This window comes from Ignavibacterium sp., assembly GCA_032027145.1.
Classification (GTDB): Bacteria; Bacteroidota; Ignavibacteria; order Ignavibacteriales; family Ignavibacteriaceae; genus IGN3.
This window is the reverse complement of record JAVSMP010000001.1, coordinates 2,450,739-2,463,563: the sequence shown is the minus strand read 5'-3', so window position 1 is coordinate 2,463,563 and position 12,825 is coordinate 2,450,739. Positions and strand designations below refer to the sequence as shown.

The window sequence follows — 12,825 nt, the reverse complement described above, 5'->3', positions numbered from 1 at the left end:
TTATACCCTTTGATTAAAATTAGTTATTTCACTCTCCAAACAACCCTCCCTGTCCATATTTCTCTTGTTGTTCTCTTACTTCAGTTGCTTTTGTTTTCTTCTTTGAGGTTTTCTTCTCCCACAACCCTTTTGCGACTTCCTCTTCGTGGATTTTGTGGTTGAGTTCTAATAATCTCTTCAATATTTCTTTACGTGCTTCTGGGGAAATGGTGTAACGGACTCTGTCGTTTTCTGGTAAGTAGTCTACTTCGTAAAAGTTGTGAGCGAGGTTGATGTCTGTCCAGCCGTAGGCTTTTAGGACTGCCTCATCCATTTGTTTGTGGAGTGCTCTAAGTTTTTCTATTCTTTCTATTGCTTCTTCTATTGGTATTTGCAGGTTGGCACTCTTAATCTCCCTTATCTCTTTTGCTAACTGAACATTGAGCATTGAACATTGAGGATTATGAAATAGGTTATAAGTTTTTGTTAGGCCAAGCTGCATATCCAGCATAAGCTGGCGGCGGAACTCGTGGTATTCTTCTCCTATTTTTTCAAGCTCTTCTTCGGTCTCTTTTGTGTGGTTTTGGGGAAATGGAAAAGTATCAAAGCAATCTGAAACCGCATAACGTTGTCTTGTTTCAAGAGTTGAACTAAATTCTTTTACCCATATTTCGTGTGTAAAACTTTGTAGAATGCAAAAATATTTGTTTTTATCAGTAGAGATGACAATTGTTGCATTTGAAAATATCATATCAATAGCTGTTTTTACAAAAAGAATATATTTAGATGTAAAACAAGTGACTAAAACATATTTTAGGTCATTAATCGATTCATAAATTTGTTCTGCAGGCGAAGTATATAACCACCATTTTTCTCTTCTTCTTTTACTTCCACTTTCTTGTCTTTCTGGGAATATTCGCTCTTTCGCTATTTGATAAATCTCAGGATAGTTTTGTAGTTGTTCCTCTGATAATTTTTGAAAATAGAATACCTTTCTTGATGGTTCAACTTTAGGATTTGTTAATACATCATCACCATTTAGAAAAGGTTTGATTAGCTCCGAATAATTATTATTTGAATTAATAAGGATCATTGCTTCATTGTTCTCTAAGAAAAATCCTTTACCGTATACAGTTGTTCCTAGAGAGGCTAAAATTGGCTGCGTTAAAGTATTTGGTTTTACACTCTTATTTTCTAATGAGAGCCAGGAATCAATGTTGAGAACTTCTTTGAAGTTAAGATATTTTGGTCCCTTCCATTTACCTTTAAATATAGAACACAATGATACGTGAAGATTTGCAACACCAGGCCATTTTATTGAAGAAACTGCCATTACAATGGATCCATTAGTTTCATTAATTTTTTCGAGTCCAGTTTCTCTTGTATCACCCTCCGAAATTGAGTTTGTTCCGATTAAAGATATAAACCGTTTTTCATTTATTAGGAAGAATGTTCGTCTAAAAAAGTAAGCTACTAAATCTGTAGTAGCCCCAGCATTTGAAATTGAAGTCTTTATATAATTAGTGTAATCAGCACCATAATCATTTGTTATAAAAAGCCCTCCTCTAAATGGTGGATTCCCAAGAATACAATCAAATCCACCTTCCTGCATCACTTCCGGGAACTCCAAAAACCAATGGAAGAATCTTTTCTCTACAGCAACTGCCATTGCTTGCGAGATTTTGCGTGTATTTACTTCCTTTTTCTGTCCTGCAAAAATTCTAAAGTATTCTGCATCAGTGGTTAAAAACTCTTTGTTAGCATTTGTCTTATCAATAAAGAACTGTGCAGACTGTATATCTGCAAGCTCTTTTAATTTCATCCAGTCGCTGCCTTTAAGCAGGTTGTATTCCTGCTGTTTCTTTTTAACTTCATCAACGGTTGTATCGGGGAGTAAATTAAAGTGCTTAAACTTTACAGAGATTGTATTAAGGTTGTTAATAATTTCTTCAGTATCGGTAAGCTTTAACTGTGTCCTGTTTTCTCTTTCTGTTTTGTTCTGCTTTCTGAAAGATGCTGCAATATCCTTATCATAACCGGGCAGAGTTTTAAATGCTTCGGTAGCAATTCCGTTCTGCAACTCTTCAATGCGTGCAAGTCCCACAATAGAATCTCCGCATTTAATTTTATGGTCTAAAAAGTTAAGAGGCATTCCGGGATTATGTGCTTCAAGCCATAAAGCAACTTTACAGAGCTCTACAGCGAGAGGATTTTTATCAACTCCGTAAATGCAATGGTTAATAACATCACGTATTGCCTGTCTGTACGGTTCGGGAGAGGGCTGGTCTTCGCCGGTTCTTACTTTTGCTAATTCCTGTGCAATTCTTCTTGCTGCTGATAAAAGGATATGTCCGCTTCCGCACGCAACATCACAGACTTTGATGGAGAGGAGGGCATTTTCTTTTTCCTTTTTAATTTCTTCAGCAGATTGCTTCGCTCCGCTCGCAATGACAGCTTTTATTTTATCTTCGATGACGTAATCAAGAGAATGTTTAATTAATGGCTGGACTAATTCTTCAGGTGTGTAATGGGAACCGGAAGATGAGCGTTCAGTTCCTTCAACAAATGAAAATGAATAATGCTGTCCGTCAAAATTTATTGAAGGAGCTTTTTCTAAAAGTCCTTCATACACGGAGCCAAATTCTTCAACATTTAGAGCAGAGTAATTAACTCTTATTATGCTTTTGGTGTCTTTATCATCAAACTGACTTAAGTTTTTAATGCATTGTAATAAAGTCCTGTTATCAATATCGGAATCACTCAACACACCCAGAGAACCATAATCAAATAAATCACCATCCAGCGGATAAAGTTTAATTTTTGCAGCAAGATTTTCACTTCCGAATATTTTGAACGTATTTCTTAGTGAAATCCACAGATCAAAAAGTTTTTCATCAAAGAAGAAAATTTTTTCAGATAGTCTTCTTAACCTCTGCAGACTGTAATATTCGTAGTAAAGATCTTTGTAATATTTCGTATTACCATTACCGTCATCATTCGGATAGACAATATCTCTTTCTTCAAGCACCATAAGGAAAAGTATGCGGTAAACAAGTCTGAGCAGACGCTGATAAAAAGCATTTGCAGACATTTGTCCGGATTTTATCAGTTCAATCAATTCCTGGTTCTTGGGATTGCTGAGGAATCCATTGCCAAGTACTTTAATTGAATCTTCAACAGCACCGCTGAGTTTTTCTCGTATCCTTGCACCTGCTTCAAGTGAATCCTGATGATACTGCTCTATTAAAGATATATCACCTTCACTCATCTTTTGCGGCATTCGGGTAATGTGAAGAAGTCTGTAGAGAATTGAAAACTCAGCATAAAGATCTTCTTCCATCATCTTCTGAAGATCAAACTCAACAAATGTAAGCCGGACTAATTTACCTGAGTCGCGCAGCAGTCGGAGTTTATAACCATTTGTTACAAATCCATAAATATGTTCTGTGAGATTCAGATATTCCTGCACCAGTGCGTGAGGAGATAAACGTGGACCGGAAGATTCTCTTTTTCTATCAAGACTATCATTGAAACTTACTATGTGGATCGGGAAGCCATCAATATTCATATCACGATGGCTTATTGCGTAGGAGTTTTCGTTAACAATTTCTGCTCTTGAAACAGTAACATTATAACCAAGAAAACTAAGCAGTGGAATTATCCAGTATCTTCTTGTTTCGGAAGTTCCGGATTCTTCTTCAGTTAACGGTTCAATGTAACGCTTAAAAATTTTCCACTGATCTTTTGCATTTGCCCAGGCTCTTTGAATTTCTTCTTTAACTTTTACCTTAGCATCAAATCCGTAATCTTTAGGTGATTGACCTTTAATTTCTCCCGAATCGAGATTATCAAAAATCTCCGGTGAAATTATTTGTCCTTCAACTTTTATTGCGGTTGTTTTCATTGCTAATTTTCAGCTGGTAAAAATTTTGAATACCAATCCCATAACTCTGATAATTTATTTACTCTTGGAGGGTTGTTTGGTGCCCACCATTTAGCTTGCATATAGTTTTCCCAAAATACTTCACCAGTTCTTCTTGGAAATCTCATTATTGTGGAGTCAAAAAAATCATTATACACCTCATAGTGATGACTGAAAATAAATTCATTCCAAGTATCTGCTAATTCATATCTATCTTTTATGTCTATGATCTCAAACTGTGTAAATCTTTGATTTTCTGGATTGCCATAAGCTTTCTTCATAATTTTTATTGCTTCAACATCCGATTTCGGAGCTGAATACCCAAAGACTGTTACACGAGCTGGTTTTTTGAGCCCTTGCGATAAAAGATTCCATTGATCAGCAATGTAAGGATTGGTTGCATAATCCTTTTTTGTGATTGGATATAAAAGTTTAGTCGGCAGGAAAGGTTTTTTACTTTTATTACTTAGTTTATATTTAGGGCCAAAACTTTTGTCCTCCTCACATACGCCGACCGCAACATTTCCGTGAAGGAAAGCAAGTTTTGGCAAATTATCGGTAAAATCCATATTTCTTACAAATGCTTGCCATAAAAATGGATCCCAGTTGAATGTCGCTATAATATCTTTACTTCTTAAAGATAAAATTAGATAATCGTAGATAGTTGGAGTATCAGGCAGGCTTAAACTATCAAAATAATTATATACTTCTGTTTCCAAATCTTTTATTAATGAAGAATCTTTATTTTCTTCATATAATGATGAAAATAATAATTCGAAGTTTCTTGAATTATATTTTTTGATATTACTACTAAGCATACCCTCTAAACCAATAATATCAATTAAATTATCCATAGAGGGAAGAAGTTTTCCATTCTTTTCTGGATTATCACAAACAGAAGCTATGCTTGCACCAGCACCCAAAATAACAACGTGGCTTAATCCTTTATACACAGTCTTTACTTGATCTTCCGCTGTAAATCCAAAATCATTCATACTAATTTTTGACTATTGGTAATAAGATATATACTCCTAGTATATCGGGAGGTAGAACAGGTTCAACCACATCATACTTTCTGCCTGTAACTAATTTTCTGAATCGTTCGTGTGCTTCAATAAGTTTTTGGGAACGCTCACGAACAATCTGATTAAAATTGGTATTCAATCTTTTAACAATTTCCATTTCACTGTCGAGTTGTGATTCCTGTCGTGGTTTTGGTAATTCAACATCAGCAGTGGAATTGATTAATAACTCTTTTGCTTCATCGTGACTTAAGAAATCATTTTCAGAAGGACTATTCCTATAACCCCAAAGCATCATTTCTTCAGCAATTAGTTCGTTCTTTCTTACTTTATCTGAGATCAGCATTCTTACTCGTAATTGTAAGATTGTAGTTTTAGTTTTTACTTTATTTGTACTGATCACCGAAGCTCTGGAAATAATTTTTTCTTTTTCAACAGAAAGTGCATCGTTAAGAAGATACTGGCATAAGTATTCAACGAAGGGATGATTTCTACCTATGTAAATAAATCCTTCAGGTGTTGGTGATTCAAAAGATATTTTAACTTCATCCTGGTAATCAAAGAATGATCTGAATAAGGGGGATAAGTTTGTAGTATATAGCAGATATCCTTTTTTAACGGTCTGGATTTGTGCACCAAGTTCATTTAATGAACGGATGAAAAATTCCCTTACTGTATTTGTATCACCTATTGCTTCATCCGATTGTTTTAAGTCTTCTTCAATTTCGTTTACTTTAATTGAGTGCTGAGCAAAAATACTGTGAGTGAGCTTATCTCTTTCCGCTGCTTTTTCATAAGCATTTGTAACCTGCAAAGATTTATCTTCAATATCAGGTGCATCTAAATCAAGCTTAAGCTGATACTCATCAAATACCGCATTTGGATTCAGTATAACTGCATTAATTAAAGCATCAAGGATTCCCTGGCTGTCTTCAGGAAATGGGACGGAGATCCCGGTTTGTTTTCTTATCTCCCTGGCTTTTCTCAAAAGAACTTTCAACACAACAGAATCTATCGGATTGTCTTTTCCATAAAGCATATATGCTTTTACTACTTCTGCTGATTGACCAAACCTGTCAACTCTTCCTTCCCGCTGCTCTAAACGATTTGGATTCCAGGGCAAGTCATAATGAAGAACTGCAGTAAAAAATTCCTGGAGATTTATTCCTTCGCTTAAGCAGTCAGTTGTTATAAGCACTCTTTTATTTTTTGATTTACCTATCTCCTGGATTTTTTCTTTTCTTAATTCATCTACCATCTCACCGGTTATGACAAGCATATCAGTATTCTTTGGTAGTTTCTCCTTAAAGTAATCGCCTAAATATTTTGCCGTGGAAATGAAACGACAAAACACTATCGGATTAAATCCTTCTTTAATCCATTTGCTTACCTGTGTAAGTGCCACTTCTGCTTTGTTATCTTTTACATTCTCAAGTTTGACAGCTATGTCGGTAAGTGTTTTATATTCTGAAGTTGTTAAATCCGCTTTATCAAGAATGTTTGTTGGAGTTGAATCAGAATCGCTTTCATCAGAATCAGCAACCGGGTTTTCAATTACTTCCTCTGTCTGAATTTCTTCTTCATTCAGTTGTTTAGCTTTTTTCGATAACATTTCAATTCCAGCTTGCGGACTAGACATAACCCCGCGAAGCAAAGCAAGAATAGCAAAGTATCTGAATTTTTTCTTAGCATTCGAAGAAGCATTTTTTGTGTCAATGTTTCTTACAAATCTGAGTAATTCAGAGAAAATGTTTTTGTAATCAGGGGATAATTCGTATGAAATTTCTTTTGGATCTCTTTGCGGAAATATTGTTGTCTCGTGCCATTGCTCAACATCAGCTCTTCGTCTTATAACCAAGTGCTTAGACACCTCGCTTCTTTTATCTTTGTCTTTTCCGGTTATATCATAAAACTCAAATTCTGGTTTTAACAAACCAAGAAGTGATTGGAATTCTGATGATTTACCACTGTGCGGAGTAGCTGTTAACATTATCAGATTCTGTTCTGGATTTTGTGCAAGACTATGAATAAGATGATAACGTTGCTGTTGTTTAATAGTTGCACCTTCCGGTTTAGCACAAGAGTGAACTTCATCAACTATTACAAGTTCAGGGCAATCAGATAAAAATACAGGTTTCTTTCTTTCAGATTTTATAAAATCAATTGAAATCACCTGGTAAGGATAAGCTTTAAAGATACTTTCATCTTTAAGCTTTCTATCAAGCTGTGCTGCAGTGCTTGATCTGACGATTACCGCGTCAATGGAAAATTTATCTTTTAATTCCTGCTGCCATTGATCGCATAGGTGTGGCAAGCAAACAACGGCAAACCTTTTTAACTCTCCTCTGTCTATCAGTTCTCTAACAATAGTGAGTGCTTCAATTGTTTTACCAACACCCACATCATCAGCAATCAATAGCCTGATAACATTCTGTCTGAGTGCCATTACTAGAGGGACTATCTGGTAGGCTCTTAACCTGAATGAAAGCCTCCCAAAAGATCTGAAAGGACCGGAAACATTTCTGAAAGACAGTCGTGCAGCATTATAAAGTAAAGATGAAATAGAAAAACTTCCCAGATCCTGTGTCGTGGGCTCTGGAAAGTTAGATACTTCCGGTTTTTCTTCTGTAAATCCAAAAGGTAAATAGATTCCTGTTGCTTCGTCTTCAGTGCCTCCTAATGGTTTGATTAGGAGAACATTTTCATCGCCCGAAGGCATTACTACCCAATCTCTGTTTCGTAGCTTAACTAATGTCCCGGGTTGATATTTCATACTACCTTACTTTTTTGAATATATCAGGTCGTTTACTAATAATTTCATCTAATCTATCTTTATAATAATATACAAACACATCATAACCTTTATTGGTCAATGCTTCTCTTTTTTGTCTGTCCTGTTCTTTCACTACGTGATCATCGTGAGGTGTACCGTCACAAAATACACAGGTGTTTGTTTCCCTGTAATAAAAATCAGGGAGAACATAAAGTTCAGAAACTGTGTACTGTGCTTCATCAGGTAACCTGTAACCATTATCATAAAGATATTTAATGAATTTTAATTCAGTTGAAGAATTTGGGTCAATACTTTTAACGAGATAATTGTAATGCTCATCATAAGAACCAAAAGTTGATCTTCCCAAAATCTCAAGAGAACAGTTCATTAATTTCTCAAGCTGATCTTTTATTAAGAATCTATCAATGTCCTGATGATATCTTTGATTGTAGTAGCTTAGTAGATCATTATATGTGGCAGGCTTGTGTTCCGGATCGTCATCTTCACCGTCTTTGAAATGACAAATATTATAAGCTTCTTTTATTACATCTTTAAATTTTTGAATATCTTCAGTAAGCTGAGATAATATTCCCAGGCTGCCTTCCGAAGCTTCATAAATTAGAATATTGGGCCAGGCAGGATCTCCCATAACTTCAACGCCGATTTCACTTGATTCAACCTGGAATACAATTTCAATTCCTCTTTTAATGGCATACATCAAAGTAATTATTCCATCATCTGTTCTGGTATCATCAAATGCTAAAGCTTTTAGTGGATGGATGTATAATGCATCCGCTGTATCCTCTGTAAATAATCGAACTCTTTTGATTTCGGTTTGATTCTCAGTTAGATCTTTTTCTTTCTTCCAGAATCCGGTTTTAAGATTTATCAGAAATCCCGGATCAGTTCGGGTTTTCCATTTTTCATTCAGCTTGATTAAAGTTGCAGCAGGAACAAATCTAAGTTTAAGTAATGAATCGTCTCCATCCTTTATGATTGCAGTTTTTACTCTTTGCAATCCACCTTTAACCGTGAAGTAAGTAGATATATCAAAACCCATTGATAATCTTTCCTCTTCTTCGCAGGAGATTCTATCAATTTCATAGGTTCTCATATCACTCATTGGTAGCAGATCAGTGTATATCGTTACATCGTCAGATGTTTTAAGTGGTTTATCAGTAAACGGGCAACTCTCACGTGAGTAGTCCTCACCGGTTAAAGCATAGCCAGATCCTTTGCTTACCTTGATTTTTTGAATTTTAGATTCTGCTTCATTCAATATCAATTGGTTAATTCTATACTTTGAACTGTTATGATAAATTATGTTTGTTGGTCCAAACTCTCTCAGAGCTAAAAATCTTGATCTTGAGATATACTCACCATCTTCATCACTTTCCGCAACATAAGCTCTGACTGGTAACCGTGTAAAGTTATAACCCGGGAAGAATCCTTCTGATGCAAGATATCTGTAGGGATAGAACTCTGAGAAACTCTTCCCACCATCAGCTTTTCTATTTAATAGGAGATCTATTTGCTTGTTGGCTTGTTTCTGCTCAGCATAAGCAGCTCTTTTTTCTTTAGAATCATTCGTGAAGTTTGGATTCGTAATAATTTCCTGAGCTTTAATTATCTGTCTGCTTGCTGATTTATATAATTCACGCCATCTATCCAATGCACGATCAAATTTCTCAGGTGTGTTTCTGACTTCTCTTCTAATCCAGTCATCATTATACCAGGTATGTTGAGCAAGTAGAACTGGTTCAAAATCTTTTATAGCATTTTTGAAATTATTAAATACTATTTCTCTTCTTTCTTCATTAATAGTAATGTGATCCCTGATTGAGTTCCTTACAGGTAATTTAGCCAGATCATCTATATCAACTATCAGTTCCATTGATTTATCAATTGCATCTAATCCTACCTCTGCCATATATAAACTATGAAGATGTGTTTTAAGAAGTTCTTCATTCAGCAAATCAAGTCTCGGTGCTTGTACAACTCCGGATACCATATCTGTTGGATTGGCAAAATAATGTTGATCGTGCGGCGAGAAATTAGAACAAAACGTGAATATCAATGCAGCTTGCCCGCTTCTGCCTGCTCTACCTCCTCTTTGCGCGTAGTTTGCGGGATTTGGAGGAACGTTTCTCATATGAACTATATTCAGGGTTGCTATATCGATACCCAACTCCATCGTTGGCGAACAGCATAGTAAGCTTATATCGCCTTTTCTGAAACCGTTTTCTCTAACAATCCTGTCCTCATTTTTTATCTGAGCAGTATGTTCATAGGATACCATATTCTTAAATTCATTAAATGGCATCTCATAAAATTTCTTAAAAAACTGATTAACGTTTGGTCTGTATTGTTTATAAGAGAACAGTCTTACTTTATCAGCCCTTACATTTTCGCCATCACCTTTACTCCAAAGAATTTGACTTACATTTAACTGATACAGTGGGATCTTCTTACCTGCTGAGTTGATCTCAACTTTTGATAGATATCCTGCTTTCGCTAGTTCATCCAATAACTCATAAACTAAATCAGCATAGTTTTTTGAATCTACCAACAAATTATTCTGCTTGGCAGTGAGTCTGATATACTTACCAAAATAACTCTGCAATCCAAGACTAATAGTAAAAATATCAGCATAAGAATTTATTGCTTCTAATCTGGCATATGCTGGTAAAGGAATATCTTCTCTTTTATTCAATCCCCAGGAGGATTTTACTTTTTCTCTTATGACATTTTTTAATCTGCTGATCTCATTTTTTTCAAGTATGTTATGTTTCAAAACATAATTCTTCCTGAAGTAATCTAAAACCTGTATTATAAATTCCAGTCTATCATCAAAACTCAGATTCTGTGTTAATCTAATTTCGTCTTTGAACCTCCCTCTTTCAATTGTTTCATCAAGGTATTTATAATCAATAGTTAATAATCCACATTGCTCAAGATTAGGAAGTGTGACTCGCCAACCTCTTTTAAGATCATAAAGTATCCGATAGGTAAGCATATTTATGAATGCTTCTTCATTCTCCCTGGTTTGAGCCGGATAATCACCTGATGAAGGTTGTGTTGCAAATTCTGATTGGGGTAAGTTTAATTCAGCAAAAACTTTTCTAGCGATATTAGAATAGTCAAGCTTATTTTCGGGTTCGTTTACAAGTGCTTGATAAATGGCCGATCTGATTCTTCCTATTTTATAATAATCGTTAAAATGCCCAGCCTGGAGTGCTGCATCCTGCCTGTTATCAGTAAAACTTAAAAGTTTTTGTTCTGTATAACCAACTCCATCATTATGCAAAGCTTTAATCATAGATATTGAGAGTACCGAGGTTGAAGTACTTCGACCTTCAACACCTAATTTTGAAAGCTTAGTAGATTCATTAGTTTTCTTATCATAGAAAACACCACAGGTAGGATCAAATAATAATGGAAATGAAATATACCAACCGGACAGAGGTAGTGATGAATCGGTTTCTGAAAAACTACCATATTCATCGAAATATATTTTCTGAGGGATGCTGTTTTTGTAATTCTTCTTAATAGAAATATCACCATTGCGTCTTATATTTAACCAGGTATCCGGGAGCTTTGCAATATCTTCCGGCTGCCAGAGTTCATTGGATTCATCAAATATCAAATATCCAATATCTAGATCGTCATCAAGATCATCGATATCCCGATCTGTGAATTCTCTTGGTATTAACTTACTTGATGAATAATCCTTCCTGGCACAAACAAATTCATAGCCGGAAATTCTGCTAAAAACAAGATTGAAAAATGGTTTTTGTTTTCTTTGATCATCCAGTTTATAGGGAGTATAATCAAGTGATATATCACGCTCATCCGGATTATCTAAAGTAACATACACACTTCCAGTCTGCGAAATGAACTGATGAATCTTAAATGGAAGTATTGCAGGATCATCTTTAGATTTATTTGAATTATATACATTAACCGCTTTTAAAAGCTCGACAATCCTTTTCTCACAAAGATTAACTTCAACATTAGTAAACTCTGACAATTTGGATGCAATATCCTGCTGAGTAAGTGGTTTTCTTCTAAGAACTTCCTCTTTGGTGTCGTCTATTGCACAATTTTTCTCAATCCATAAAGTAAGTGGATTATTAAATAAATCCTCACTGATCGGCTTGAATTCATCTTTACCTGAAACAACTTCAGCCAGTTCCGTTTTCGTAGGTAAATTCTTTTGCGGGAATCCGGATATTAAAGTTTCATTAATGATTTGTTCGGTCGTAAATGGTTCACCAAATATCTTACTTGCTACTTCAGCAACCTTTGATTTTTGTTCATCATACGATTCCCCTGAAACCATAGTTGCAGAAGTACCCATAAAAACAAGATTATTTCTTGTCAATGATTTAATTCTTCTAATCAACAAAGAAACATCAGCTCCCTGCCGACCTCTGTAAGTGTGCAATTCATCAAACACCACAAATTTCACTTTATCAATCAGGGATTCCCTTAATTGTCTCTCGCCAAATCTGGTCATTATTAATTCCAACATCATATAATTGGTCAGAATTATATCTGGAGGATCTTTAACAATTTTTTCTTTTTCGTCTTTACTTTCCTGGCCGGTGTATTGTTTATAAGTTATTGGAAATTGTTGTTTGGTTTTTGCCTCGTAAATCTCTTTATACTTATTAAACTCTTCAGTCTGAGAATTAATCAGTGCATTCATAGGATAAACTATCAATGCTTTGATACCATCCTGTGAAGGGTCGTTAAATAAATAATTAAAAATTGTGGCTATGTAAGTGAGCGATTTACCCGAGCCTGTACCTGAAGTAACTATGAAGGATTTGTCCCGAACTCCTAATTTTATTGCATCTGCCTGATGTCTGTATAAACTATAACCACTAAAAATATTTTCAAGCTGCTGATTTATTATTTTTTTATTACAAAGCTCGCTAACAGAATCACCCAATGCATATGATGGGTTAAAATGAATAAGGGGTTGCGGCCATAATTTATGGGAATTAAAATACTGTTCCACCTCACCCTTAATTCTCTCATCAGCAATATCGATGAAACTAGAAATGTATTCTGAGTATTCGTTGATTATATCTGAGTGAATTTTGAAAACGTTCATTTTAATC

General features: G+C 35.2%; 4 protein-coding genes. All 4 read right to left on the bottom strand.

Annotated elements, in window-relative coordinates:
- Positions 1–28: 28 nt before the first annotated feature.
- Genes ROY99_10370 through ROY99_10355 form a run of 4 tightly spaced genes read right to left on the bottom strand, consistent with a single transcriptional unit; the run spans position 29 to position 12,818 of the window.
- A complete protein-coding gene (locus ROY99_10370; protein ID MDT3696783.1) occupies positions 29–3,883 on the bottom strand; it encodes a DNA methyltransferase in 3,855 nt (1,284 codons plus the stop codon).
- A gap of 2 nt (positions 3,884–3,885) precedes the next feature.
- Positions 3,886–4,896 (bottom strand): hypothetical protein, encoded by a 1,011-nt coding sequence (locus tag ROY99_10365; protein ID MDT3696782.1) that lies wholly within the window; start codon positions 4,894–4,896, stop codon positions 3,886–3,888.
- Between the two features lies 1 nt (position 4,897).
- Positions 4,898–7,696, bottom strand: a complete 2,799-nt coding sequence (locus ROY99_10360; GenBank protein MDT3696781.1) for a helicase-related protein — start codon at positions 7,694–7,696, stop codon at positions 4,898–4,900.
- A 1-nt stretch (position 7,697) separates the two neighbouring features.
- Positions 7,698–12,818, bottom strand: a complete 5,121-nt coding sequence (locus ROY99_10355; protein MDT3696780.1) for a DEAD/DEAH box helicase — start codon at positions 12,816–12,818, stop codon at positions 7,698–7,700.
- Positions 12,819–12,825 lie beyond the last annotated feature (7 nt).